This is a genomic window from Herbaspirillum sp. FG34 (assembly GCF_057809315.1).
Genome location: NZ_JBMDJS010000003.1, coordinates 159,606 through 185,925, shown reverse-complemented (window position 1 = coordinate 185,925; position 26,320 = coordinate 159,606). Strand labels below are relative to the sequence as shown.

Here is a 26,320-nt window from a genome sequence, read left to right as displayed (position 1 = left end):
GTTGCCTGATATTTTAGGCTGTGGAGTGTCTAGTAGTTTCGGGGCGATTCAATTCATTAGTCGGACTAAACCTCTCGTACTAAGTCGATGCGCTTGAAGTCGTCTCCCAGGAAGCTGAATTTACGAGTAAAAAGTGCGGCAATACGAGAGTCAGCCGTTGCGAAAAAAACTTGCTTCTTGGATGTGACGGCAAGGTCTCGGAGGTAATCAAGGAATGACAATGCATTCAAATCATCTATATGCGCAACTGGGTCATCGATCAAAATAACCGGCGGGGCTTTAGCAGCAGTCCGGTTCACAGCCAAAAACACGGAAAGCGCAAATGCGGCGCGCTGTCCCGTGCTGACCTTATCCAGCGACCATTTCTCTTGGGATTCTTTCGAACGTAATAACACTCCGTCACTGCCCACATATTCGTATTCACTTGGAGAATGAATGCGCACAAATGCATCGTTGATCTCCTCAGCAATGACGCCAAGTGACTTTGTAGTGGCACTTTCTAGTGAATGCTCCGAGCCTAGTTTGCCGAGTGCGGCAGTTGCCTTTTGAAGGTTTAAATGACGCCGAAGTAGCTCTTCAATATTGTCCTTTTGTTTCTCAATTTGCGCGAGGAGATTGGAAATCTCTTCTGATGCGGTTTGCTCGTGGACCGCAGCCTGAACCGCTTCATTCAATGACCTAAGGACACCAGCTAGTAAAGCTTCGACATCGGATAGCTTTGTTTGACTAGCGATATTAAAATGGAGAAGTAGCTCATCGCGCTGCTTCTGGAGCGTAGCAATCTCTTCGTAAAGATGCACGAAGGCATTTGAACCAGCCGACACTGACGTGCGGGTGCGCCATCCTTCATTAAACAGGGGCGACAATTCAAGAGCGATGCGACTCAGAATCGACGCGGACTCTGCACGCAGAGGCAGAATCTTTTCCCGCGTACTAATTACCGAATCGCTATAGGCTTGGATGTGAGCTTCCACGGCTGTAATATCGTATTGTCGGCCGGCCGCCAGTGACAAGACCTTGTTTGCCGATGAAAGTAAATCGTCATGCTCCTTATCTGACAGACCGAGCTGATGAAGTCTGTTCAACGCTTCTTCCGCAGGCTGGAGATTTGCCTTTGCTTTTTCAAAGTCACGCCGCGCCGAGGACAGCGCATCTACAATTTCGCCACAAGTTTGAGTTTGCGGAAGCGATAACTGAAGGGCAATCTGCTGCAGATTCACCAGATATGCCCTCCAACTCAACCATTGTTTGTGAATATCCCGCGCAGCGCTGAGCTGGAGAGACAACTCAGTAAGCTCGGGTGGTTGAGCTAGCTCAGAAGTTATTCGTTCGATGTGCGCCGCTAGAATGGCTTCACCGTGAACATCCTTACATACAGGGCAAATATTATTGGGAGCGCCACCTTTCAAAACCGCTAGCACGGCAGTTTTAAGGTCTTGAGCAGTGCGAGCCCGTTCCGCCGCCACTTGGTCAAATGAGGCGTACCTTTGCTCCAAGGACACGATCTGGACTGAAACTGCCTCAATTTCCCGAATTGAGTTGTTAAGGGCCTCTACTAGAGGAACTGATGTAATTGTCGAATCAACAGCGGGTATTGCCGCATTTGCGAAGGCACCCAGCTTGGACCCTGCATCGGAAACCAGATCGCGGCATCGGAGGTAATCGGTGCGAACAGGCGCGTAACGGGCTCGTACATACTCTGCCCAACGTTTTAAAAGCTTGGTCCATAAGTCAAGATTAGTGGCCTCATCCTCCAACGCAGAAATTTTAGCGCCTAAGGATTTAGCTTCAGCCTCTAACAGTTCAACCGCCGCATGTGCCTTATCGATCGAGCGCCGCCTCTCCTCCACGTCCGAAAGCGTTGTAAGAGCGGGCCCAGACGAAAGTAAAACTTGCACAGCCGAATATGCGTCTTGTACCGGCTTCCCCTCATTTGCGGAAGCAAAGGGCGTCGATGGCAGAATTCCTCGGTAGCCAATTAGGCCAAGATTCGCGCGGAACGCCTCACTAAGCGCCTTAGCATTTGAGGGCCGTTCTTGTAATTCTCTGAGCTTCGCGTGGGAAATCTCGAAATCTTTTTGGGCATTTTGAAGGTGCAGAAATGCGCGCTCAGTTTCCGTCTGGACTTCCGGAGCAAGCTTTTCGACGTATGACCAAATCAGTGAAGCATCAGGGCCAACAATCAACCGACTTAGATCACCAGGCAAATCTTCGGGGCTCAAGTCGGAGGCGATTCGAAATGCCGCGTCAGTATCTAGGAAGTTATATCTGCCGAATCCATTTACTAGACCGGCGGAGGTCCTTTCGTCGCGGTTGTACCAATTCAGACACCTCGCGCGAAGTCGGGAAGAATCATCAGCTGGGGCCAAGTATTCCTTATCGCTCCCCCAAAGTGTTCCGTACACCTTTGCTGACTTGTTCGCCACGCGTCGGTTTTGCCCGCAGTAGAAGAACTCGATTGCTTCGAGCAACGAGGTTTTTCCAGTGCCATTGGGTCCAGTGATAAGCGTAACTTGTCCAAAGTTAAACCCGTCTTTCCCATCATGTACTTGACGGAAATTCTCAACCCTAAGCCCGGATAGCCAGCTTTCATGAAGATGCTTGTCGAGGGAATGCAGAGTGAGCGCCTTGCGCGGCGGCGCGGCTCGCCGGGCCTTGCCAGTCCCAATACGTTCTAGCATGGAGGTTCTTGCCGGACGCTCAAGAATGCCGTCGATGCTTGCATTAGTCAGAAGCTGGCTCCACTCCTCGACGATGTCAACTCCCTGGGAGTTTGTGCTAGGGGTGAAGTACGTCGCTGCACCTAGAACAGAGGCTAGCTCATCCTCCGATATGACTCGCTTCCTGGCAAAGTCTTCATCAGCTTCAATGAATGCTTTGGCACTTTGGAATTCGGGCCGCTCTACAGATTTGGGTCCTGCAACAATGTAGATGTACTTGTTCCAACGAAGATCGCCCGGAGAGTCAAAGTAGTCCCCACCTAAGATGCGCTCTTGGAATTCACGCAATCCATTTGCCCGCCCAACGACGTCGTCTGCGAGGTCAACATACGCTATCGCGAAGCACTTTCCATCATGGACTCGCTCTCCACGAACCACCGTTTGATCTACGTCCTCCACACTCTGCAATAGGTGTGAGACCTTCTGTCGTACAGTCTCGAGTGTCTGCATAGTCAGGCCTTAGCAAATGAAGTGGGGCTTTTCCCATCGTCGACAATATGAGTTAATTGCCGAATGGGGGCGAACACAGGACCAGCTAATGTCGAGTAACAAACGGCCACGCGATGCCGCCGTCCTGGATTGTCTTCCCGGTGCAGTAATGCGTATGCGGAATCGCACGCATTCTCTATTCGCTTTGGTTCGGGTTGAAATCCAAGGAATGCGACGTGGGCCGGCTCTACGCCGCCCTTGACGACGTTGGTATGCGGCGATTGGCGAGACCAAAAGATTTCAGCTCCCCCGCCGCTTAGGTCACGGATTTGAAGAGGTAGCGCAGTAGTTGCCAGAATTTCGTGTAGCGCAGACACACCCTGGAGCTGATCATGCCTGCCTTTCTCAGACTCCTCATTGCGCTCCAAGCGCACCGTAAGCCGCTTTGTTACTTCGTCGTCGTTCATCACGAGAGACCTCAAGTTACGAACACTATACCAATCGTCCGCCCCCGAAGTGATGCCGCAGCAGATCGCAACGGCTCGCTCAATCCTGAGGCGGCTCTCGTCTTTGGCAAGGGCAGCAAAGGCTGTAGTGACATTTGGATCGCGCTGGAACAGTTGAGCGAGGCCAGTGTCTGCACATTCGCTGTGAGGGCACCAGCCATTCGCGTCGTGCCAGACATAGCGTGCTTCGAGTTTTGGGCCAGTGGAAACGACGTGGAGCTGCAAGCCAGTATGCTCCACCTTTGGAACGCTAAACTCGAATACTGCAGGCGCATAGTGAAAGTGAAGAACATGCCGGTGGCGACGGTGCCAGGAATAGTAGAGACCCTTACGTTCGTTCTGCTCCACCAGTGCGTCATCCGAAGATGCTCTATCGTCAGGTAAATACCACGCCGATCCTGCCTCGTTGTTCCAAGGGTGTTCTTTGCCGCCCTCTTTCTCCAAAAAGACATTGTTTTCGGCCCAATTTAGACAAACAATGTCGCAATTATTCGTTCGGGGGTGACGACGAAAGGTATCTACTCGGTATTTCAGATAGTCAGTGTTCCTCGGTTTAGGATTCAGCTGGATGTGTAGAAGAGTGGAATTCTCAGTGAGTTTCAGGAGAAGAGCGTTGTCAGCCGCAATATTGAACGCATCTGAGCAAATGATGGCTGAAAGTGAGAGGCGCTTATCTAGCCCGCGGAACTGATAGACAACCTTGCCCGTCCGGAGGACGCCATTCTCAAAGTATTGATCGTCCTTAGATGAGATGGTCTTGAACTGTATGAGGATGACGCGCTGATCCTCTCCTGTTTCCTTGTCCTTGGACCGGAAGCAATAGGCCAATGGGTCGAAGTAGATTCCCTGCGCGGCAGCCGCCTCGTCGGCTTCGTAGAAGACCCGGCAATTCCCAGCTTCCTCAGCGCTAGCCTTGAAATCAGCTAGTTGGGCTGGAGTCATACTCTCACAGCCCAAGACCCAGATAGCATCAGGAGCAGGGAATCTATCCCCTTGAACGCAGTCCAGAAGCGTTTTGATGGGTAAGTAGTATTCCGGAGTTACAACTAAATGATGGCCCAGCTTAGTCGCCATTTCAAATAACGCAGAAGCCTGCCGATCAGCGAAATCCAAATCCGCTGGGCCAATTCGTGCCTCGTTGCCGATGAACGGCCCGGCCGGCTGTAACAGCAACGCCCTATAGCTCCTCTCGGTTGCCCTCAAGACCTCGAGGTCCGGGCTTGACAATCCATGCGCGTTGAGAAAATCGCAGACGTCGACAATGTCATCCGCCTTCATCTCCCTCGTCCCCCCGATAAGTATTGGTTATCCCTAGCACTTCATAGCGCCGGTTACGTAAGTAATTTGTCAGCTCATTAATATAATTGGTTTTTTATCATCGTGCGATAAGAAAAGTTGTAGCTGCTCAGGGCTGGGATGTCCGAGGAAATTGACAGATGCCGACGGCGGGCGTAGGACAGCCGACGGCAACAACCTCAATTCCGTTTGCCGCCTACGGAATACAGGCCGGATAAGTCTGCGACGCCCCCTTCATTACGTTCTCGCTTCTTGCCGTTCTCGTCACAAAAATGCCCTTCTTTTAACGTCGTTGGAAACTAGCTAGCTGCTCTAAGGTGCTAGGTGGCGAAGGGATAGCAACAAGTGATAGAGCACGCTCCGTCTTGGGCGATGCGTAAAGTCGTAAATGGGAGCGTGCCTTTCCGGAGGAGTCGCTTTAATGGGAACCACGAAGCGAGTCGAATAGGTCGTCAATGGCACTGTCGGCGCTCATCTGCTCGTACCGTCGCTCCTTCATTTCTTCGTATATTCTGTCCTCGTGTTCTGCCTGACTCTCCTCCAGCTTGGCTTTGGCTTGCATGACTGCGTGAATCTCTCCCTCCAAATCGATTCCCGTATACTTCGCGATGATCCCCAGATCTTCCTCGAGGCCGTCGAACTCGGACTCGTTGTCACAGTGCCGAAGCTCGTCACTGAACCGATGCTGCCGGTAGATGCCTGCAGCGGTCTTAAGCAAAGTGGCCTGTTCCGAGTCAAGCTCCTCCGGCTCTACCATGTGTAGGAGCTCCCGCAGTTCATCGGATCTGCAGCCCGTCGATGCCTCGGTAGCAAGGGCTGTGATAATTCTTTTCCGCATATCGTCTTTCGATTGGAAAATTTGAAGTCTGCTCGTGCTGACACTGGATAACAGCGAGACTCCGTCGGAAATGTCCGCGCCCTCAGTTTTCCAGTCTGAGATAAGCTTTTCAATTCCCTTTACAGCAACCTCAGCAAGCTGAACTGAACCGAGGAGCTCCGCCACTTGGAGCAGCGTGCCGAGCCGCAGCTCGATACTGTCGTCGAGGTAGACAGTCCCACCGTTGGCGGTCGACGCCTTATGGGGTGCGGAAAGGAGCCGTTCGAAGGCAGCTGCCACTCGCTCGACTTCGGTAACAAGGTACTCCAAGACGGCGGGAGCCTCTGAACTGACAAAGGTCCAAACTTGCCGCGCCTGTTCGAACCTGATGGCCCCCTCGATCATGTCAAGTGCGTTTTGTACGTCTTGGCGCACGGCTGAGTTAAGCATGTCTAGTACGGATGGATCGATCACTTCAATCTGGATTCCTGGCCGGATGAACGATCCGTTGAGTTCGCCAAGGGCGCTGCGCCAGTCTGCTGGGCCCGTCTTGAAGCCGTAGCGTTTCGCGCGAAGGGCATGGAGCGAGCCAAAGGTGCGTTCCAGTAGCACAGGGCCACATTTCCCCCCATTGGTGTAGAGCGCCAGAAGCATGCTCCGTGCCGCATCGCTGATCTGTTGCTCGTAGGCGTGCCTCCATATCTCCGTCGGATTGGCGAGTAACGCCCTCACGAATTCCAGATACTGGCCCGGCGGAACCGATTTTAGGCGTCGATAACTAGAAAGCCACTCTACGAGACGCGGATTGAATTTCTTGTGTTTGATAATTTCCTGATAGAAGCGATTTTTGAGCAACTCCACCCGGTATTCTTCTGGTAGGTCGCTGAAGTAGATGTGGTTGTAAAGGATGCCCGCACGCTGGCCTGCGTTATAGTCCCTTATCTCGAGCACGCAGCGATCATCAATGATCCGCGCGTGCTTGAGCTTCTCAGAGGCTGCAACCGCTTGCCTGAGGATGTGCTCACGCGTGGTCATGACGAGCCTTGCCGTCGATGAAGCCCTGATCATTTCGACGAAGTCCAGGATTGCACAGTCCTCGTTCCGCGTGAAAGCTGATGCCCGTTCCCCGAGGAAGGTAGCGCCGATGAAGTCGTCGAAGTAGAAAATCTGCTTCTTACCGCGCTGGAAGCGCTCCCGTCCAGTCTGGAAGTCGGTCATGATTGATACCACCTCATACTCCTCGCAAACGTGCGCATAGAGCAGCATTTTCGCGAGGGAGGTCTTCCCCACTCCCGGCGGGCCGGAAATAATCACCACGTGGCTGTCTCGGAGCATGCCCTGCGCTCGCGGATATGCCGCGCTCGACACGTACCGCTTGATGTCCCGATAGACGCGCTCCACCTCGAATTCACTCTGAACCAACGAAGCGTTATGAAGCGCACGGTCAAGCACGGCGCGGCTTGCCAACCATAGCTTATAGTGCCGCTGCTCGACGTCAGGATGGAGTCCGAGCAGATTGTTGACATCATCTCGGCCGAGAATATCGCTAGATGCTAAAACGGACCCAAATAGTGCCTGGATATGGATTTTGTTGTCAGGTGAGAGACTGACAGACGTCACAAGTAGGTAGCGAGAAGGCTTGAGCCGTGCGACCTTCGGTACTTCCTTCTTCAGATCGCGCATCAGTCCCGCAAGTCCAGTTTCCGCATAGTGTTTGCATTGGACTATCGTAGCGTTCCTGCCAAGCGCGTGACGGAAGTCGATTCCTCCGTCTTTGCCAGTTTTGAAGGACTCTAACACGACATGATCGCGTGCCTGAATTAGGTCGCGGGAGAGTTCCTCGAAGTCGTGCGGTGAAAGTTGCTTAAAGTCATAGTGAGGCATATTTTCAGCTGTGGCTATTTTTGATTTCGTCTCTCCACGGAATATTCCCGTTTCGTGCTTCGCCGGCACTAGGTGTCATTCCTTGGCCTGGACTTTGCCAGCGGCAATCGCTTCACGCGCCTTTTCAAGTGCAGCGGCTTCTGCTTGCTTCGCTGTTTTACCTTCTGCTGAAAATTGCGCGTTAGCGGAGCTGCCGTCACGATAACCCACGAAAACTTCAACCCGATACAGACCGGGACGAATCTTTTCTGGTGGCCTGATCGTCCCGTCGAACATATCGTTAAAAACATGGAGTGCCATTGATATTCCTCTCCCGACTTTGCCGATTATTCCTTTATTTTATGCGGCGGTTGTATTGTCCGCACCAGACAGCGCCTTCAACCGTTTTTTTCATTGCATCAGGTCAAACCGAGCGACCGCGATTAGCATCAGCTGATTGCGCATCACTCCAATCGCTCAGCTTCTTCAGTTCTTCGGGCTTCAGATTGTCAAGCACGGATTTCAGCTGACCAGATGGCCCCCAGCACCACTGTCTGCAATCCATCTGGCTACAGCCAGTAAAGCTGGTCGAGTGTAAATTCAGCCTCTGACCGGCCCCAGACAATCATCAAAATTCGTGGCGTATTCCCCCAAAGAGCAGCTTTCCGATCCACCATATTGCGTTACCAAAGTTACCAATCAACTGCTCACCCTGACGAAGATGGGATAAGCTGGTGTCGACGCCAGCGAGGTCGAGGGCATCTCCGATCTTGGCACTGGTCGGATGCGCGTCACCTAGACGCATATCGTACACTCCAGCGATGACGCCGAAAATCTTCTTCGCCCGCTCCTCTCCAGCCTTCTTGGCCAAAATACTTTGAAGCAACTTGTTGGAGCCCAGCTTGTCCGTGTCGGGATGATCCGACAGCTTTCGAAGTGAGCGCACATCAAGTCGGTCGGAAAAAACACGAACAAGCTCTTTTGCGAGCCTTAACAAAGATGCTTGATCCTTGCTCGCGAATCGCGAGATTTGCTGCATCGAAGACTCATCATCAATGTCATGCGAGAACAAGGCAACGTTAAACTCTTTGTGGAATCCTTCAGCGAGCAACCGCATACATCCGAATAGCAACACCTCTACTGCATTGGTGTCCGCTACCTGAGCCCGTACTTGAGATGACAAGAGTTCACTGGATACTTTGCCTTCGGGGGCGACATTGTTCGCGGCCCAGAGAAACTGCTCCCAAGCGGGAAGTCTCGCTATGTCGTAGGCATAGACCGTGACTAGATCAGAGGAGTTAACGCCAAAATGCGTCGAATATCCGGAGCTAGATGCGAGCGCTCCCGTCTCGGCGGTGTACCACTTTAAGGAGAAACCCCGATGGCTCAGGAGCTCATTGACGACGGCTGGGCGAAAGAACAGCCATCTACCAATGTCCTCGTTGTCTAGTTCAGCCGAAAATTTCCGTGTGCCGTCTGTCTCAACAATGAAGTGAGGGAGATTATGATCGATGTCGCCGCGGACACGGTAGCTTTTCCCTTGATGATCAATCCATTCGTCTCGCCAGAACTCACCCTCGATGCGCACACCAGAGTAACCGCCACGATATCCTTCCGCCTGTTCCGAGGCTGTATTTTCGTCGTGCTCCGGCCCCATAACCGGCGCATCCTCTTCTTCATCGACGTCCGTTCGCCACATTCTGATCGATGCCCAACTGCCTCCAAAGACGGCCTCTAACTCCCGAATTCGGAGTTCGAATCTCCCGCCCTCGCGCTGGTCACGGATCTCAGAAAGCGCCGCATATGGGCTTTCTCTGAGGGTCGCGACGTTCTCGACGCGTTGCCGGTAATAAGACAGACGAAGCGACAGATTTCGTGCGGCGAGGTAGTCCATCAAGAACTCTCGCTTGATTTCTATTAGGCTGTGATCACCGTCGCGTCCCACTATCTCCCTCGCCACCACGGTAAAGTCTTCTTCTGGCCTGACCCAGTTATTTCCTTCCTTAATCAGACGTAACGCAACTACCAAATCCGGATTCAAAATCCACTGTCGGCCGCCGATAACCGGTTGCGGATGCTCGAAAACGAGATTGATTCCGACTGCTTGCTTGTCGTGGTATTGGTATTCGTCGATTGGGGAGTAATGACCGTCTGTGTAAGCGTAAGGAGCAACTGTATGTCCAATGCCAATGTCGCTCCAGCCCAAACTCTCAGCTAGTTCGCGGTGCTGCTGAGGAAATGCGACTGAGCCACAAGCGAACACATCGCTAACATATCCGATGTCTTTAATTCCTAGTTGCTCTTCGTTCTGAGAAGCGCGGAGTGGTATCCACGTTGCGCGTGCAAACGACCGCTTTGTTTCTGCGGTTTGAAGAATCCAGGCTTCGTCCATGGGGCTTTCTTTCGGTTGTCGGAGATTTTGCGGTCTTCGGAAGGATGAGACCTCCTATTTGCTATTTTCAAAGGATTGCAACCCGGCGGCGGCTACTTCTGGCCGATGGCAGATGAGCTTTGATAGTGTCGCAAAAGTTCAGCCACCCGTATAGGTGGCTTTCTTTTCTGCAACAATGCCTCGGGATCAATCTCTGACCAACTTTATTCATTGCTGTCACAGTGCTCGGGCATGTGTCAACTTTAATTGTTTTGTGTCGGACTTAATTGTTTTGTGTCGGACTTAATTGTTTTGTGTCGGACTTAATTATGGATGGACAACACTTGGTCAATTCAGCCCCCCTCTCACTCCACCGTCACCGACTTAGCCAAATTGCGCGGCTTGTCCACATCCGTCCCCCTGGCCAATGCCGTGTGATACGACAGCAACTGCAACGGCACCACGTGCAGAATCGGCGAGAGCACGCCATAGTGCTCCGGCATGCGGATCACGTGCAGACCTTCTGCCGAGGTGATGCGCGAATCGCCATCGGCAAACACATACAGCTGACCGCCACGCGCCCGTACTTCCTGCATGTTGGACTTGAGCTTCTCCACCAGCGCATCATTGGGGGCAATGGTCACCACCGGCATCTGGTCCGTCACCAGCGCCAGCGGACCATGCTTGAGTTCGCCCGCGGCATAAGCTTCAGCGTGGATGTAAGTGATCTCCTTGAGCTTGAGCGCACCTTCCAGGGCGATCGGGTAATGCAGGCCACGTCCCAGGAACAGCGCATTCTCGCGGCGCGCAAAGGCTTCGGCCCAGGCGACGATGGAGGGCTCCAGCGCCAGGACGCTCTGCAGCGCCGCCGGAAGGTGGCGCATGGCCTTGAGGTGCTCGGCCTCCTGCGCTTCACTGAGCAGGCCGCGCGTCTGTGCCAGCGCCAGCGTCAGCAGGAACAGCGCCGCCAGCTGCGTGGTGAACGCCTTGGTCGAGGCCACGCCCACTTCCACACCGGCACGGGTGATGTAGGCCAGTTCGCATTCGCGCACCATGGCACTGGTGGCCACATTGCAAATGGTCAGCGTATGCTGCATGCCCAGGCCACGCGCATGCTTCAAGGCCGCCAGCGTGTCGGCCGTCTCGCCGCTCTGCGAGATGGTCACCACCAGCGACTTCGGATTGGGTACGCTGTCCCGGTAACGATATTCGCTGGCAATCTCGACGTTGACCGGGATCTTCGCGATCGATTCCAGCCAGTACTTGGCCGTCAGCCCGGCGTAATAGCTGGTGCCACAGGCCAGAATCAGGATCGAATCCACTTCCTTGAAGACCTTGTAGGCCTTGTCGCCAAACAGCTCGGGCATGATGCCGACCACCCCCTCCAGCGTGTCGGCGATGGCGCGCGGCTGCTCGAAGATTTCCTTCTGCATGTAGTGCTGATACGGTCCCAGTTCGACCGCGCTGGTGTAGGCCTGTACGGTGCGCACCTCACGCTCGGCCGAACGGCCAGCCGCATCGACGATCCACACCCTCTGCAACTGCAGGTCCACTACGTCGCCTTCCTCAAGATAGATGATCTGGTCGGTCGTGCCGGCCAGCGCCATCGCGTCCGAGGCCACGAAGTTCTGTCCTTCACCCACGCCCACGATCAGCGGCGAACCCTGGCGCGCCGCTACCACACGATGCGGCTCATCCGCGCAGAAAACCGCAATGGCGTAAGCACCGGTCAGGCGACGCACGGCCTGCTGCACGGTCTGGAAAAGATCGCCGTCATACATGTGATCGACCAGATGGGCGATCACCTCGGTATCGGTCTGGCTCTCGAAGACGTAACCGGCAGCCTGCAGTTCGGCACGCAGCTCGTCATGGTTCTCGATGATGCCGTTGTGCACCAGCGCAATGCGGTCGCGCGAGAAGTGCGGGTGCGCATTGTGCGTGGCCGGAGCACCATGGGTGGCCCAGCGGGTATGAGCGATGCCGGTGAAACCGGACAGCCCGCTCTGCGCCACCTGCTGCTGCAACTCGGCTACCCGCGACGTGCTGCGCGAACGCTGCAGCTTGCCATCCACGTGCAGCGCCACGCCGCAGGAGTCATAACCCCGATATTCAAGGCGCTTGAGGCCCTCGAGCAGAATGGGAGTGACGTTTTGCTGCGCTACCGCGCCGACGATGCCGCACATGGAATACCTCGCTGGAAAAGATGTGCCTGCATATTAGGCGAGGCGATGTGAAATAAGATTTCTAAAAAATTAGAGTTTTGAATTATTATTGCTTCATTGCTTGGTGATGAAATATTATTAAATTCATGTAAGTTTTTTGAATTTATATATCATGTGTGCTGGCTTGTACTCAGGCAATGCCAGGCAAATTCACAAGTTTTCCTTTGCGCCCATGAAAGCACCCCTCGATCTGGACGATCTCGACCGCCGTATTCTGCAAGCCTTGCAGAGCGATGCCAGCCAGACCAACCAGGAGTTGGCTGCGCAGGTGCATGCCTCGCCGCCGACCTGCCTGCGTCGGGTCAAGCGGTTGGTGGAGGCGGGGGTGATCGCGCGCCAGGTGGCCTTGCTGGATCCGGCTCAGGTTTCTGCCACGCTCACGGCGCTGGTGGAAATCACGCTGGACCGCCAGGGCGAGGAAGAACAGCAGGCCTTCGAAGCGCTGGTGGCCGGGGAGGCGGCGGTACAGCAGTGTTACCGGGTGTCGCCGGGGCCGGATTTCGTGCTGGTGGTGCTGGTGCGCGACATGCCCGCCTATCACGCCCTGGCGCATCGGCTCTTCGCTTCGCAGCGCAATGTGCGCAACGTGCGCAGCTACTTCTCCATCCACCGCAGCAAGTTCGAGACCGCCATCCCCCTCGAGCTCGGCGCCGCCCCATGAAAAACGGCCGATACCTTCAGGTATCGGCCGTACGGGCTTGTGGACAAGTCAGGAAGCAGCGTATTTCCGGGATTTTTCCTTCATATCGCCCTAAAACCACCCCTCAGTTGGCGTTATCCACAGGGCAGGCTCACTTTCGCCGCGCCTATTTCTTGATCTTGACCGGTCGTTGCCAGCCCGCCAGAGACAGCTGTTTGGCGCGCGACAAGGTCAGTTGCCCGGCCGGGGCGTCCTTGGTCAGCGTGGTGCCCGCGCCGATGGTGGCACCCTTGCCCACGTGCACCGGAGCGACCAGCTGGCTGTCGCTGCCGATGAAGGCGTCGTCTTCGATGATGGTGCGGAATTTGTTGGCGCCGTCGTAGTTGCAGGTAATCACCCCGGCGCCGACATTGACGCCGCTGCCCACGTCGGCATCGCCCACGTAGGCCAGGTGATTGGCTTTGCTGCCCACGCCCACGATGCTGTTCTTGACTTCGACGAAGTTGCCGATGTGCACGTCCTGCGCCAGTTCCGTGCCGGGGCGCAGGCGCGCGTAGGGGCCGATCTGTGCGCCGGCGCCGACCACCGCATCTTCGATATGGGTGAAGGGCTTGATGGTCACGCCGGCACCGATGCGCGCATTGCGGATCACGCAGTGGGCACCGATGCTGCTGCCTTCGCCGATGCTGACCTGGCCTTCGAAGACGCAGTTGACGTCGATGCTCACATCACGTGCACATTCCAGCACGCCGCGCACATCGATGCGGGCCGGGTCGGCCAGGGTCACGCCGGTTTCCAGCAGGCCATGGGCGATGTTGCGCTGGTGGACGCGCTCCAGCTCGGCCAGTTGCACCTTGCTGTTCACGCCCAGGGTCTCGGTTACGTCATCGGGTTGGGCCGAGACCACTTCCACGCCATCGGCCACGGCGGCCGCGATCACGTCGGTCAGGTAGTACTCGCCCTGGGCATTGTTGTTGGAGAGATTGGCGAGCCACTGGCGCAGCCGCGCCGTGGGCGCAACGATGATGCCGGTATTGACTTCGCGGATGGCGCGCTCGGCCGCGCTGGCATCCTTCTGCTCGACGATGCGCTTGATCCGGCCGTCCTCGCGCACGATGCGGCCATAGCCGGTGGGGTCGTCCAGGGTCACGGTCAGCACGCCCAGCTTGTCGTGGCCGGCGGCCTCCAGCAGGCGCCGCAGGGAAGCCGCGGTGGTCAGCGGCACATCGCCATACAGCACCAGGGTAGGTACGTCATCGTCAAGATGCGGCGCGGCCTGCATGACTGCATGCCCGGTACCCAGCTGCGGTTGCTGCAGGGCAAAGGCCAGGCCCTGGCCGGCGAAAGCCTGCGGTACGGCATCGCCGCCATGGCCGTAGATCACGCACAGCTGCGTGGGCGCAAGCTGGCGCGCGGTATCGATGACATGGCCCAGCAGGGGCTTGCCGGCCAGCGGATGCAGGACCTTGGGCAGGGAGGATTGCATGCGTTTGCCCATGCCGGCGGCGAGAATGACGATGTTCATGGCAGTGTGAAGCCAAGGAGGCAAAAGAAAAAAGGACCGAAACTGGAGCGCGGAGTCTACCATGCGCACCATCCATTCCCCAGGGGATTGAGCGCCCGGTATCCCGGTCTGGATGTTGCATTGGTGGCAATTTCATAAATCAGGAATAAACCTCAAAAGTCATATTAATCTCCTGATGTAGTTGCAGACGACCATGATTAAATGACTAAAAACAATGTTGATGCGTCTACCCGTGAGGCATTGCGTCTTCAATGTTTCCTTCTTACGGTTGCGCCCACCTTTGGCGCCCAGGCGACTCCATGGCAACTGAAAAAACTTTTGATCTGCTCTACATGCACAGTCCGATCACCTATTCGATCGGGCGTCATCTTGTCGAGAATGGCTATCTGGAAAACGAGCTGCTCGTGGTCTGCGGGCGCAACACGCAATGGGACGGGCCCTTCATCAGCGTGGAAAACGATGGTGTGTGGTCGATCTCGCGCACCTGCGATTATCTGGAAAAGATCTGCGCAGTCCTGAAGGGCTATGCCGCGATCGGCCTGAACCTCTACGTGCCGCACAGTGGTTTTCTGGTGGGCAAGCTCTTCAGCATGGCCGGGGTGGTGCGCAAGGTGCACTACATCGAGGAAGGGACGGCCGCCTACGATCCCTCCAACGTTCTCACGCCATGGACCAGCCCGGAGATCGATGTCGGTCTGCTCACCGATGAGCTCGAGCGTCGAGGCGTCCTGGATGTGCTCCAGATCGACCGCCAGCGTCTGGCCGGTCTCAATGCGATGGATTCCTGGTTCTTCAATCCGCGCCTGCCCGGTTTTGCCGGCGCCTTCTGCGTCTCGGACAAGGCCTTCCCAACCCTCTCCGAGGTCACGGTGCTGCCGATGAGCACGCGCGAGATCATTCCGGCCAATGAGACCGTCTGGCTGTGTCTGCTGCCGTGCCTGATCAACTTCGTTGCCGAGCACGAGAAGAACAAGCCCCTGCTGGACAAGTTCCTGTATGGCCTGCTGATGATGGTGCGCATGCAGGCGGCCCTGGTGAAAAACGTCGGCGGTGCGCTGGTCATCAAGTTCCACCCGGCCGATGACGCGTATTTCAACGAAGGGTTCAAGAACAATTTCTATGCGATGGGGACCGGCTACCGTGATTTCTTCGACATGAACGATTTCCCGGTCGGCTATGAACCGGCCTTGTACAACTTCACGAAGTTCATCGTGGTCAACGATTCTTCCGCCTTGCTGTATGTCCGCCAGTTCCGCGGGGAGGACAGCGTCGTCCCGGTCAAACTGGACTGAAGACGGATCCCTGATCCACGCGCCCGGCATCGCAGCCATCTCACTTACCGCAACGGCACATCATGCTTACCAACCAGTCCATTCTCGTTACCGGTGGTACCGGGTCATTCGGCCATACCTTTGTTCCGATGACCCTGGCCAAATACAACCCGCGCCGACTCGTGATCTTCTCTCGCGATGAAATGAAGCAGTGGGAAATGGCCAAGCTGTATGCCGACGATAGCCGCGTGCGCTTCTTCATCGGTGATGTGCGCGACAAGGATCGTCTGGGACGCGCCCTCTCCGGCATCGATTACGTTGTCCACGCCGCCGCCACCAAGATCGTGCCGACGGCAGAATACAATCCCTTCGAATGCGTCAAGACCAATGTCATCGGCGCCATGAATCTCATCGACGCCTGCATCGATCACGGCGTCAAGCGCGTGGTGGCGCTTTCTACCGACAAGGCCAGCAGTCCCGCCAATCTCTATGGTGCCACCAAGCTGGCCTCGGACAAACTCTTCGTGGCCGGCAATTCGTATTCGGGTGGCAACGAGACCCGCTTTGCGGTGGTGCGTTACGGTAACGTCATGGGGTCGCGCGGTTCGGTGATTCCTCATTTCATGGCGCTGGCGGAGAGCGGGAAAAAATTTCCCATCACCGATGAGCGCATGACGCGCTTCATGATCACGCTGGAGCAGGGTGTGGAACTGGTATGGCATGCCTTCGAGGACATGGTGGGCGGGGAAATCTACGTCAAGAAAATTCCCTCGATGCGACTGCCGGATATCGCCCGTGCAGTGCGTGCCGATGCCGAGTTCGACATCGTCGGCGTGCGTCCCGGCGAGAAGCTGCATGAGCAGATGATCGGCATCGAGGATGCGCCCTACACCTACGAATATCCCGAGCATTTCAAGATCCTGCCGGCCATTCACAAATGGAGCGAAGATCCGGCCCGGATTCGCGATGGTCACAAGGTCGCTGCCGATTTCGTCTATTCGTCCGACAACAACCAGGAGTGGATGTCCTCGCAAGAGTTGGCAGGGTGGATTGCGGCGCATCGCAATGTCGTCGGAAAACTCTGATGACTCCCATTCCTTACGGCCGACAGGACGTCACGCAGGACGATATCGATGCCGTGGTCGAGATCCTGCGATCGGATTTTCTCACCCAGGGACCTGCCGTCCCTGCCTTTGAGCAGACGCTGCAGGCGCATTGCCAGGCCAGTCATGCCGTGGCTTTCTCCAATGCCACGGCGGCCCTGCACATCGCCTGCCGTGCGCTGGAGGTCGGACCGGGCGACCTGGTCTGGACCTCGCCGATCACCTTTGTGGCCAGCGCCAATTGCGCACTGTATTGCGGTGCCGAGGTCGACTTCGTCGATATCGATCCGCGCACCTGGAACATGGACCCGCAGGCCCTGGCGGCCAAGCTCGAGCAGGCCAGCCGCAGCGGACGACTGCCCAAGGTGGTCATCCCCGTGCACCTGTGTGGCCAGTCTTGCGACATGCGGGCCATCGGCGCGTTGGCTGCGCAATATGGGTTCAAGGTGATCGAAGACGCGTCCCATGCCATCGGTGGAACATACGCGGGCGAGCCCATCGGCAATTGCCGCTACAGTGATATCACCGTCTTCAGCTTTCATCCGGTCAAGATCATCACGACCGGGGAGGGTGGCGCCGCGCTGACCCGGAGCGACCTGCTGGCGAGCCGCCTGCGTCTGCTGCGCAGCCACGGCATTACGCGCGAGGCCGGGCTGATGCAGGAGCCCCCTCACGGCGACTGGTATTACGAGCAGATCGATCTGGGCTTCAACTATCGCATGACCGATATGCAGGCCGCCCTGGGCAGCAGCCAGGCCAAGCGCCTGGAGCAGGTGGTGGCGCAGCGGCACCGTATTGCGCAGCGCTACGATAGCCTGCTGGCCGACTTGCCACTGCAGCTTCCGTGGCAGTTGCCGCAGACCTATTCCGGCATGCACCTCTACGTCGTGCTGGTGGGCGAGCAAGCCGGGCGTGATCGCAAGGCCGTCTTCGATGGCTTGCGCGCGGACGGCATCCTGGTCAACGTGCATTACCTGCCGGTCTACCGGCAGCCTTATTATCGCCAACGGGTGAGTTGCGATCCTGCCCAGTTCCCGCATGCCGAGCACTATTACGCCCATGCGATCTCGTTGCCCATGTATCCGGGTCTCAGTGAGGCGCAGCAGGATTTCATCTGCGAACGACTGGCTTTTTACCTTGCCTAGCGCTGTTATTTTCGCTTCAGTTGAGGTGCTGCAACCCGGCGTGAAGTCTTGCTGAGCGTGGCTTGTGCCGGCAACGATAATGTTGCAGCTGCTGACCGGTGACGAGATGACCACTGCGCCGGGCACGGCAAGCCCACTCAATCTGATACGAATACGGAAACTTCAATGACTTCTTCGTCGCCATTTCCTGACACTTTCCCGGCTGCAACGGACCAGGATGTCTCGATGCAGCCTGGCTATTATTTCGAAGACAGCGTCCAGCAACAGGAGCGCGAACGCATCTTTGCCCGCTGCTGGAATTTCGTCGGTTTTGCCGAACAGGTCGCCGAGCATGGTCAGTTCCTGACGGTGGAGATCGGCGGTACCTCGGTCGTGGTCCAGAACTTTCAGGGCGAGCTGCGCGCGCTGCACAATGTCTGCACGCATCGTTTCGCCAAGATCCAGGAAGAGAAATGCGGCAAGCGTGCGCTGACCTGTCCCTATCATGGCTGGACCTACGACAAGGAGGGCACGCCCTTCATCCCCGGCAATGCCAAGTACTTCCAGCTCGATGACGCCGGCCGCAAGGCCCGTGCGCTGCGCAGTTTCAAGCTGGAGCAGTGCGGTCGCTTCCTGTTCGTACGGCTGGTCGAAGAGGGGCCGTCCCTGCCGCAATACCTGGGCCCTTACGCGGACATCCTGCTGCATCTCTCGGAGATATTCACGGACCAGGTCGATGACCAGCGCAGCCTCTGGCAGGCCAACTGGAAGCTGGGCGTGGAGAGTGTGCTGGAGGTCTACCATGTGGGCCTGGTGCACCCGGAGAGTTTCAAGAATTACGTGCAGGTACGCTGGGAGATCGATGTCGGCGAAGGCTTCAACAACGGTGTGGCCTATCTTTCCGAGAACAGCGCCAAATGGTGGGATGGGGTGCGTCAGCGCCTCAAGCTGCACCAGAGCCAGCGTTTCCCGAACTATGACCACTTCTTCATCTTCCCGAACCTGGCCATCGGTCTGTCCCATGGCTGCCTCATGAGCGTGCAGACCTATACGCCGCTCACACCGCAGACCAATGAGCTGCATTACCGTATCTTCATGGCCGCCAGCGACCTCGAAGCGGGGCGTCAGGCCGCGGTGCGCAAGGCGGTGGTGGAGAACGTGACCACCTTCAACCGGGTCATTCTCGGGGAAGATCAGCACATCATGGAGCAGGTGCAGAAGGGCAACGCGCAGATGAGCATGGCCCCGGTTCACGGCAGCAACGAAGCGCGCATCCGCAAGTTCCATCAACACTGGCATCACTGGATGAGTCTGGCTTCCGGTGAGAATGCCAAGCGCGACTGAGAGCCCGTCATGTCCTCTTCCCTGGTCCTGTTTCGCGTCGATGCAACTGCGGCGATGGGCATGGGCCACCTGATGCGCTGCCGTGCCATTGCCGAAGCCATCACTGAACAGGGCGGCACGGTCGTGTTTGCCATGGTCGATCCGCTGCCGGCGGCGCAGGCGATGATGGCGGCCATCCCCGCCCAGTTGATCGCGCTGCCGGGGCCGGCCAACAGTGAAGAGGACCTGGCCGCTTTGCGGGAATTGATGCGCGTGCTCAGGCCGCGTATCACCGTCGTGGACGGCTATCATCTCGATGACGCCTACCTGCGTGCGGTGGCCCGGGAGGCCCCGCTCGGGGTGCTGTGGGACAGTGCCGAGCATCAGGACGTGGCCGCCGATCTCATCATCGATGCCTCCCCCAACGCGCCCCGGGACGCCTACGCGGCGATCTCGGCGCAAGCCTTGCTGCTGCTGGGGCCGAGGATGGCGCTGATCCGTCGCGACATCCGCCACGCCGCCGCACAGCCGCAGCAGGCGCTGGCTGCGCGTGAGCAGGTGCTCATCAGCTTTGGCGGGTCGGATCCGCTCAATCTCTCGATGGCCTTGCTGCCACTGTTGCGTGAACGCTTGCCGGCCAACGTCGGGTTGACCGTGCTGGCCGGTGCAGCCTATGCGCATCATCAAGATTTGCAGGACCTGGCCGATAAACTAAGTCCGGCAGTACGGGTTGTGGTCAATCCGCCGTCGGTGGTGCCGCTGTTTCTTGGTGCAGGGCTGGTGGTGTCGGCAGCCGGTGGCACCATCGGCGAACTGGTGGCGCTGGGGCTGCCGGCGCTGTCGGTGGTGGTGGCGCAGAATCAGGTGGCCGCCAGTGTCGATGGTCCGTATCCCTGCGTGGATGGCCGCACGGCCGCAGCGCCGGAACACATCGCCACGATGGCGGCGGCAATGTGGCAAGATCTGCCGGGACGGGAACGCCTCGTGCAGGGACTGCGCGGTGTGGTCGATGGCCAGGGTGCCGTGCGTGTGGCCAACGCGCTTCTTACAACACATTTTAGGGAAAGACTTGCGTCATGAATCATGTCAAGATCGCCGATCGCGTGATTGGGCCGGGACATCCTCCGTACATCATTGCGGAGATGTCGGGCAACCATAACGGAGAGATCGCGCGCGCCATCGCGCTCATTGATGCAGCCGCCGATGCGGGGGCCGATGCCGTCAAGATGCAGACCTATACGGCAGACAGCATGACGATCGACTCCACCGCGCCCGGCTTTGTCATCGAGGGCGGGTTGTGGGCCGGGCGCAGCCTGTATGACCTCTACCAGGAAGCGGCCACGCCCTACGAGTGGCACCCTGCGCTGTTCGAACATGCGCGCAAGCGCGGCATTGCTCTGTTCAGCAGTCCGTTTGACCGTGCCGCAGTGAAGATGCTTGATGAGCTTGGGGCGCCAGCCTTCAAGATCGCCTCCTTCGAGCTCAACGACTTACCCCTGATCCGCTATGCGGCCAGTTTCGGCAAGCCGCTGATCATGTCGACCGGTCTGGCCACGCTGGCCGAGATCGAGGAAGCGGTGGAGACAGCCCGCCAGGGAGGCGCCGATGGCGTCATTCTGCTGCATTGTGTGAGCGCTTATCCCAGCGATCCGCGCGAGAGCAATCTGCGCACGATTCCTCATCTGTCGCAAGCCTTCCAGGCACCGGCCGGCCTGTCCGATCATACCCATGGCACTGCCGTGCCGACCGCTGCGGTGGCTCTGGGCGCCAGCGTCATCGAAAAGCACCTGTGCCTGGCGCGCGCTGACGGCGGCGTGGATTCGGCGTTTTCGCTGGAGCCGGAAGAACTGCGTCAACTGGTGGTGGCGGCGCGCACGGCCTTCGATTGCCTGGGCGAAGTGACCTACGGTCCGACGCCGGGCGAAGGAAAGGGACGCGACTATCGCCGTTCGCTCTATGCCGTGCAGGATATCGCCGCCGGTGCCGCCTTCACCGCCGAGAACGTGCGCTCCATCCGCCCGGGACTGGGGCTGCCGCCCAAGCATCTCGACACGGTCATCGGTGCCAGCGCCAGCCGCGACATCAAGCGGGGCGAGCCGTTGGCCTGGCCCATGGTAAGGCTTTCCGAGCAGCGCTGATGAGCCATCGACCCAAGGTCGTCTGCATCACGCAGGCGCGGACTACCTCGACCCGACTGCCGCGCAAGGTCCTGCTCGACGTCATGGGCAAGACCCTGCTGGCGCACCACATCGGGCGCCTGCAACGCAGCGTCACGGTTGATGAGGTGGTGCTGGCCACTACGACCAACGCCAGCGATGATGAAATCGCCGCGCTCGGCGCAAGGCTGGGCGTGAAGGTGGCGCGCGGTCCCGAGCATGACGTCCTGGCCCGTTTCGTCATCGCCGCCAGGATGGCCGAGGCTGAGGTGATCGTGCGCGTGACCTCGGACTGTCCGCTGATCGATCCGGTCTTGCTGGATCAGGTGGTCGCGGCCGTGCTTGAGGATCCGCAGGTGGACTATGCGCATCTGGACATGAATTTCTATCCCCGCGGTCTGGACGTGGAGGTCTTCCGACGTGCATTGCTCGATCAGGCTGACCAGGACAGTGCGACGACTCCCTATGAGCGCGAGCACGTCACGCCCTATATCTATCATCGTCCGGAACGCTATCACCTGCGCGCCGTAGCGGCGGGAGCAAGCGATCCCGCCGGAGCGCCGGGTTGGCGGTGGTGTGTGGATGAGCCGGCCGATTTTGAACTGGTCTCCCGGATCATGGAAGTATTGTTGCCCGGGCATCCGGATTTCTCCTGGCGCGATTGCGATGCGGTGATGCGACAGCATCCCGACTGGGGGCAATTGAACCAGCATGTCCGGCAGAAAGGAGAAAGCGCATGAACAGCATCCGTTGCGTCATCTGTGATGACGATGAATGGGATCGCATTGGTGCGGTCCACGCCGGCGAGACCCGCCGCGAGGGGACCTCACTGCAACGCGTCGAGCAGGAATTCGCCTTGGGTGCGTGTCGCAATTGCGGGCATGTCCGCACGATTGAGCAATACGATGCCGCCGTCTTTTCCAGGCTCTATGCACAGGAGAGTCAGCAACCGGTGTCCTGGGGCGACCTCAAGGGGGCCGATGCCCTGCAGCCCTATGCGGAGATGGTGGAGCTTGCCGGCGGCGCGGCGCTGAAGTCCTCGGCAGGGCTGATCATCGACGTGGGGTGCGGCAATGGTCCGCTGCTGGTCACGCTGGCCGAACGCTTCGACATTGCCTTGCCACGCCTGCTGGGCATTGATTTCAATCGCATGCTGCCGGACCGGTTTGCGTTCCGGCAGGCCGATCTGAACACCACGGATCTCATGGCGCTGGTGCAGGCCGGCACACCCGTCGATGCCGTCATGTCCTCCCATGTCATCGAGCACGTCCTCGATCCGCGTCGCTTCCTGCGGCAGCTCAAGAAGCTGGTGCAACATTGCGGCGGGGTGATTTACATCGAGACGCCGGACTTCTCCGCCGTTGACGTCGGTCGTCCGGATGTGTGCAATCTGATCCATCCGCAGCATATCAACTATTTCACCGCAGACTCGCTGGCAAAACTGATGGCATCGGTCGGCTTGCTGGTCGAGCATGTCGATACACAGGTCACCGGGGGAATCCCGCGCTTGCGCATGCGGGCGCGCGCCGCGCCCGCCGACGAACCGGCGGCCAGGCTGCGCGCCAGTCTGCAAGCGGGTGTCGAGACCAGGGCGCAGATCGCGCGCAGTCTGATGTGCGCCGGTCCGGTCCTGCTGTGGGGCGCCGGTGGTGATCTCTGGCGCATGCTCGAAGAGCACCCGCAGACAGGGGCCCTGCTGGAAAGCGGTCGGGTACGCATTGTCGATCGTGCGCTGGCCGGTGCGACGATCCATGGCCAGCAGATACTGTCCTCGTCCGATATCCGGAATCAGGAGGGGCCGGTGATCCTCATGCCCGCCTATTCCGGTACCCGCCGCAGCATGATTAATTTTGCCCGGTCTGAAGAGTTCGACGCTAGACTTGTCGACCTCTATGCCCAGTAACGTACTCTGATATTCAGGATCGCCGCCATGCACGCCACAGTCCAAGACATCGCTTTCGCAGGGTTCCGGGTCGCCGTCCCGGTCCATCGTCATTCCTACGTCAGGGAACCCGGCATCTTCACTCCCGCCGAGGCGGAAAAGCTGGAGCAGAGTACCGGCATCTACGAGCGCCGCGTGTTGCCGCCGCATCTGTGTGCCTCCGACATGTGCGTGGCCGCAGCGGAGGATCTGCTGAAGTCGCTGCAATGGGATCCGTCGACGGTGGAAGTGCTGATCTTCGTTTCCCAGGACAGCGATTACAACCTCCCCGCCACGGCCTGTCTGATCCAGAATCGCCTGGGTTTGCCAACCAGTTGCGCAGCGCTTGATATCAACCTCGGTTGCTCGGGCTTCATCTATGCGACCTGGATCGCCTCCACCATGCTCTCCGGGGCCAGTGGCAAGCGGGCACTCGTGCTGTGCGGCGATACCAGCACCAGGCATCTGATGCCCGATGACCGCTCCACCCGCCCCCTGTTCGGTGACGCCGGTGCCGCTGTCGCGCTGGAGAAACGGCCGGGCAGTGGCGCCATGCACGTGGTCATGGGCACCGACGGACGGGGTGCACCGCATATCGTCGTCAAGGCCGGTGGCCGTCGCAACCCGCTCATTCCGCAAGAGCAGCCGATGAATGCGGAGCAGCATGAAGCGGCCTATCGCGATGCCCGCTTGAGCCTGAATGGTCCCGAGGTATTTTCCTTCTCCTTGCGTGCAGTGCCGCCCCTGGTCAAGGCCAATCTGGAACTGGCCGGGGTGAGCAGCGAGCAGATCGATCATTTCGTATTGCACCAGGCCAACAAGCTGATGCTCGACCAGATCCGCCGCAAGATCGCCGTCGATGCCGAGCGCTTCATCGTTGATCTTCACGATTACGGCAATACCAGTTCGGCGTCGATTCCACTGGCCATTTGCAGCAGTCTGGCCGAACAACTGGGCAAGGGCACCCGCAAGCTCATGCTGGCCGGCTTCGGGGTCGGTTGGTCGTGGGCCTCATTGGTCGCCGACGTCGGGCCGATCCCGGCACCGGCGGTCATCGAGATCCCTGACGATTTCCCGCCACTGCGGCTCGGCGGACGATGAGCGAGTCAGGGAAATGGCGGGGACAGCGCATCCTGGTCACCGGCGCGTCCGCCGATTCGGCCATCGGGCTGAGCATCTGCCGGGAGCTGGCCGACCTGGGCGCTGCGCTGGTCCTGCTGGGGCGGCGAAGGGATGCGCTGGAACAGACGCGGGATACCATCGCCCATCCTGAGCGTCACACCGTGGAAGTGATGGACCTGGCCGAGCTGGATGCAATCCCGGCACGGATCAAGGCCATCGCCGCTGAGACTGCTCTGAACGGGCTGGTGCATTCGGCGTCGTTCCAGGGATATTCGCCCTTGAGCCGCATCAATGCCGAGCAGTTCGATCGGTATTTTCATGTCAACGTGGCCGCGCCTCTGATGCTGGCCAAGGGCCTGCGTCAGAAGGGCGTCTCTGCGGCCGGTGCCAGCATGGTGCTCATCGGTTCCGTTGCCGGGCTGCGCGGGCAGAAAGCCCGTAGCCTGTATGCGGCGTCCAAGGCCGCGCTGGTGTCGCTGACCCAGTCGCTTGCGCTGGAGCTGGCCGACAAGCCGATTCGCGTCAACTGCCTGGCCCCCGCCGTCGTGCAGGGCCCCAAGGCCGATGAACAGTTCCAGCTGCTGGCCGAGGCGCAGCGTCAGGCGCTGCTGCAGGCCCATCCGCTGGGACTGGTGCGGCCGCTTGATATCGCCAAGGCATGCGCCTTTCTTCTGGGGCCTGACAGTGCCTGGATCACCGGGGCAACGCTGCCCGTGGATGGCGGCTATCTGGCTGGCTGAGCGGGTTTCCGCCCGGCCTGGCCCCGTTAGAATTGGCCGGGAAAACCGGCGTTTCTTACTTGTATGAAGCCGTGATGCGGGTGTTAAGATGCCCTCCAGTCAATTTGCGTACAGAGGCCCATAGTGAACGATCAAGACATCATCAACGCACTCGCCGAAATTCTCGAAGTGGATGCCAGCGAGATTTCCGCTGCCACGCCGCTCGATACCCTCGATACCTGGGATTCGCTGGCGACCATCAGCTTCATCGCCCTGGTCGATGAAAAGGCCGGTCACGTCCTGGCGGGCGACGATCTGCAAAAGGCCAAGACCATCGGTGACCTGGTCGCACTGGCCAAGGCTGGCAACTGAACCGGCTGCTGTTGCGGCGGTGCCATGACTGATCCCTTCGATCTTGCCGGTCGGCGCATCCTCATCGCAGGCGCCTCGGCCGGCATCGGACGTGCTGCCGCCATCCTGGTCGCCAGCCTTGGTGCCAGCGTGATCCTCAACGGCCGTGACGGCGAGCGCCTCGAGGCCGTGCTGCCCGAACTCGCCGGCGAGGGCCATGCCATTGCTCCCTTTGACGTTACCCGCCTCGATGAGGTGCCCGCCTGGTTCAAGAACGAAGTGTGCCGGCAAGGGCCGCTGCATGGCATGGTCTATTGCGTAGGCGTGCAGCAGACGCTTCCCGTACGCAGTTTCAGTACTGCGCATTTCGACAGAATCATGCACACCAACCTGGGCTCGGCCCTGGCCCTGGCCCGAGGCATGCGGCAGAAAGGATGTGCCGCGCCTGCTGCCTCCATGGTCCTGGTGTCGTCGATCGGTGGTTTTCTCGGTCAGCCGGGCAATGTGGTCTACGGTGCCAGCAAGGCCGGCCTGATGTCTGCCGCGCGCGGCCTGGCCATGGAGCTGTTGCGCGATGGTATCCGGGTCAATTCCGTGGCGCCCGCCATGATCGATACGGCCATGTCGCGCAAGGCCTTTGCCGAGATGAACGAGTCCCAGGTCGCCTCCATCCTGCAACGCCATCCCATGGGCATGGGACAGCCCGAGGACGTCGCGGCACCCATCGCCTTCCTGCTCTCGGACGCCAGCAAGTGGATCACCGGCACCAACCTGACCGTAGATGGCGGTCATATGGTCGGCTAGGTCTTTCATGGAAGTCACGACGGTTTCCGGTCGGCGC

At 58.4% G+C, this 26,320-nt stretch carries 20 protein-coding genes; 13 read left to right on the top strand and 7 right to left on the bottom strand.

The window, feature by feature from the left end:
• Positions 1-65: 65 nt before the first annotated feature.
• The 6 genes from ACODSZ_RS05035 to glmS all read right to left on the bottom strand — a co-directional run bounded on the left by ACODSZ_RS05035 (position 66) and on the right by glmS (position 12,185).
• A complete protein-coding gene (locus ACODSZ_RS05035; RefSeq protein ID WP_488927160.1) occupies positions 66-3,008 on the bottom strand; it encodes an AAA family ATPase in 2,943 nt (980 codons plus the stop codon).
• 164 nt (positions 3,009-3,172) lie between these two features.
• Positions 3,173-4,933, bottom strand: a complete 1,761-nt coding sequence (locus tag ACODSZ_RS05030; protein ID WP_017454964.1) for a hypothetical protein — start codon at positions 4,931-4,933, stop codon at positions 3,173-3,175.
• Positions 4,934-5,369: 436 nt separating this feature from the next.
• Positions 5,370-7,721: an nSTAND3 domain-containing NTPase gene (locus ACODSZ_RS05025; RefSeq protein WP_488927159.1), complete on the bottom strand. Its 2,352-nt coding sequence runs from the start codon at positions 7,719-7,721 to the stop codon at positions 5,370-5,372.
• Between the two features lie 6 nt (positions 7,722-7,727).
• A complete protein-coding gene (locus ACODSZ_RS05020; RefSeq protein WP_488927158.1) occupies positions 7,728-7,952 on the bottom strand; it encodes a dsRNA-binding motif domain-containing protein in 225 nt (74 codons plus the stop codon).
• 307 nt (positions 7,953-8,259) lie between these two features.
• Positions 8,260-10,023, bottom strand: a complete 1,764-nt coding sequence (locus ACODSZ_RS05015) for a hypothetical protein (protein ID WP_488927157.1) — start codon at positions 10,021-10,023, stop codon at positions 8,260-8,262.
• A 344-nt stretch (positions 10,024-10,367) separates the two neighbouring features.
• The gene (gene glmS, locus ACODSZ_RS05010; RefSeq protein WP_008333096.1) at positions 10,368-12,185 is read right to left on the bottom strand and encodes a glutamine--fructose-6-phosphate transaminase (isomerizing); all 1,818 of its coding nucleotides are present in this window, start codon (positions 12,183-12,185) and stop codon (positions 10,368-10,370) included.
• A gap of 211 nt (positions 12,186-12,396) precedes the next feature.
• Here glmS and ACODSZ_RS05005 point away from each other — a divergent pair, with 211 nt between their 5' ends.
• Entirely contained in the window at positions 12,397-12,885 is a 489-nt protein-coding gene (locus ACODSZ_RS05005) for an Lrp/AsnC family transcriptional regulator (RefSeq protein ID WP_008333095.1), read from the top strand.
• A gap of 145 nt (positions 12,886-13,030) precedes the next feature.
• Here ACODSZ_RS05005 and glmU read toward each other — a convergent pair whose 3' ends face one another.
• Positions 13,031-14,389, bottom strand: a complete 1,359-nt coding sequence (gene glmU / locus ACODSZ_RS05000) for a bifunctional UDP-N-acetylglucosamine diphosphorylase/glucosamine-1-phosphate N-acetyltransferase GlmU (RefSeq protein WP_488927156.1) — start codon at positions 14,387-14,389, stop codon at positions 13,031-13,033.
• 299 nt (positions 14,390-14,688) lie between these two features.
• Here glmU and ACODSZ_RS04995 point away from each other — a divergent pair, with 299 nt between their 5' ends.
• The 12 genes from ACODSZ_RS04995 (at position 14,689) to ACODSZ_RS04940 (ending at position 26,283) form a co-directional block, all read left to right on the top strand.
• Positions 14,689-15,681 (top strand): hypothetical protein, encoded by a 993-nt coding sequence (locus ACODSZ_RS04995; protein WP_488927155.1) that lies wholly within the window; start codon positions 14,689-14,691, stop codon positions 15,679-15,681.
• Between the two features lie 62 nt (positions 15,682-15,743).
• Entirely contained in the window at positions 15,744-16,745 is a 1,002-nt protein-coding gene (pseB, locus tag ACODSZ_RS04990) for a UDP-N-acetylglucosamine 4,6-dehydratase (inverting) (protein WP_008333091.1), read from the top strand.
• Positions 16,745-17,908 carry a UDP-4-amino-4,6-dideoxy-N-acetyl-beta-L-altrosamine transaminase gene (pseC, locus tag ACODSZ_RS04985; protein ID WP_175343941.1) on the top strand — a complete coding sequence of 388 codons (1,164 nt, stop codon included), beginning with the start codon at positions 16,745-16,747 and terminating at the stop codon, positions 17,906-17,908. Before pseB ends, pseC begins: the two co-directional genes overlap by 1 nt.
• Before the next feature lie 225 nt (positions 17,909-18,133).
• Entirely contained in the window at positions 18,134-19,231 is a 1,098-nt protein-coding gene (locus ACODSZ_RS04980; RefSeq protein WP_488927154.1) for an aromatic ring-hydroxylating oxygenase subunit alpha, read from the top strand.
• Between the two features lie 9 nt (positions 19,232-19,240).
• Positions 19,241-20,290 (top strand): UDP-2,4-diacetamido-2,4,6-trideoxy-beta-L-altropyranose hydrolase, encoded by a 1,050-nt coding sequence (pseG, locus tag ACODSZ_RS04975; RefSeq protein ID WP_488927153.1) that lies wholly within the window; start codon positions 19,241-19,243, stop codon positions 20,288-20,290.
• Entirely contained in the window at positions 20,287-21,348 is a 1,062-nt protein-coding gene (gene pseI / locus ACODSZ_RS04970) for a pseudaminic acid synthase (RefSeq protein ID WP_175343944.1), read from the top strand. The genes pseG and pseI overlap by 4 nt, the downstream gene beginning before the upstream one ends.
• The gene (locus ACODSZ_RS04965) at positions 21,348-22,106 is read left to right on the top strand and encodes a cytidylyltransferase domain-containing protein (RefSeq protein ID WP_175343945.1); all 759 of its coding nucleotides are present in this window, start codon (positions 21,348-21,350) and stop codon (positions 22,104-22,106) included. The genes pseI and ACODSZ_RS04965 overlap by 1 nt, the downstream gene beginning before the upstream one ends.
• Positions 22,103-23,269, top strand: coding sequence for a class I SAM-dependent methyltransferase (locus ACODSZ_RS04960; RefSeq protein ID WP_488927152.1), 1,167 nt, complete (start codon positions 22,103-22,105; stop codon positions 23,267-23,269). The genes ACODSZ_RS04965 and ACODSZ_RS04960 overlap by 4 nt, the downstream gene beginning before the upstream one ends.
• A gap of 27 nt (positions 23,270-23,296) precedes the next feature.
• Positions 23,297-24,388 (top strand): 3-oxoacyl-ACP synthase III family protein, encoded by a 1,092-nt coding sequence (locus ACODSZ_RS04955; RefSeq protein ID WP_008333070.1) that lies wholly within the window; start codon positions 23,297-23,299, stop codon positions 24,386-24,388.
• The gene (locus tag ACODSZ_RS04950; protein ID WP_008333068.1) at positions 24,385-25,149 is read left to right on the top strand and encodes an SDR family NAD(P)-dependent oxidoreductase; all 765 of its coding nucleotides are present in this window, start codon (positions 24,385-24,387) and stop codon (positions 25,147-25,149) included. Before ACODSZ_RS04955 ends, ACODSZ_RS04950 begins: the two co-directional genes overlap by 4 nt.
• Before the next feature lie 123 nt (positions 25,150-25,272).
• A complete protein-coding gene (locus ACODSZ_RS04945; protein WP_008333067.1) occupies positions 25,273-25,500 on the top strand; it encodes an acyl carrier protein in 228 nt (75 codons plus the stop codon).
• 24 nt (positions 25,501-25,524) lie between these two features.
• On the top strand, positions 25,525-26,283 hold the full coding sequence (locus tag ACODSZ_RS04940; RefSeq protein WP_008333065.1) for an SDR family NAD(P)-dependent oxidoreductase: 759 nt from the start codon (positions 25,525-25,527) through the stop codon (positions 26,281-26,283).
• The last annotated feature ends 37 nt before the right edge of the window (positions 26,284-26,320 follow it).